The organism is Bradyrhizobium sp. NBAIM08, from assembly GCF_020193935.1.
Lineage (GTDB): Bacteria > Pseudomonadota > Alphaproteobacteria > Rhizobiales > Xanthobacteraceae > Bradyrhizobium > Bradyrhizobium yuanmingense.
Map to the genome: position 1 here is coordinate 1 of NZ_JADYVR010001248.1, position 387 is coordinate 387.

Sequence of the window (387 nt, forward strand, 5' to 3'; positions counted from 1 at the left end):
GTGCGGCCTTCATCGCGCTGGTTTCGCCCGCGGCACGGTCATCGAGGCGGCTTTGCAAGGTTGTGGTGCGCTCCTTCATGCGGGCATCGAGAGCACGCTCGAGGTTGTCTCGGTGGTTTTCCCACTTCGCCTTCAGGCGCTCGCGAACCGCTTCGGCTGCGGGAACATCGGTTGCGGCGGCCAGCAGCTCTTGCAAGCGTCCGATCCGGTCGATGCGGGTGAAGCCGCCTTCCCGGAGTTCGCCACCGGCGAAGATCAGTTCTTCATGGAGCCGCTGGTTGTCTCCGCCGAGTACCACCAGGCGGGCATGCGCAATCGCGACCGGATTGGTCGCCAGCGTGTCCGGCACGAGACGCGCCGTGCAGCGATGGAGCTTCCTCGCTGCAC

1 protein-coding gene is annotated in these 387 nt (G+C 65.9%); it reads right to left on the reverse strand.

Annotation, left to right across the window (positions count from 1 at the left end; translation table 11 throughout):
• Window positions 1-349, reverse strand: a 349-nt coding sequence (locus tag I6F37_RS44365; RefSeq protein WP_225155039.1) for a hypothetical protein, incomplete at its 3' end; no start/stop codon positions are given.
• Between the last annotated feature and the right edge of the window lie 38 nt (window positions 350-387).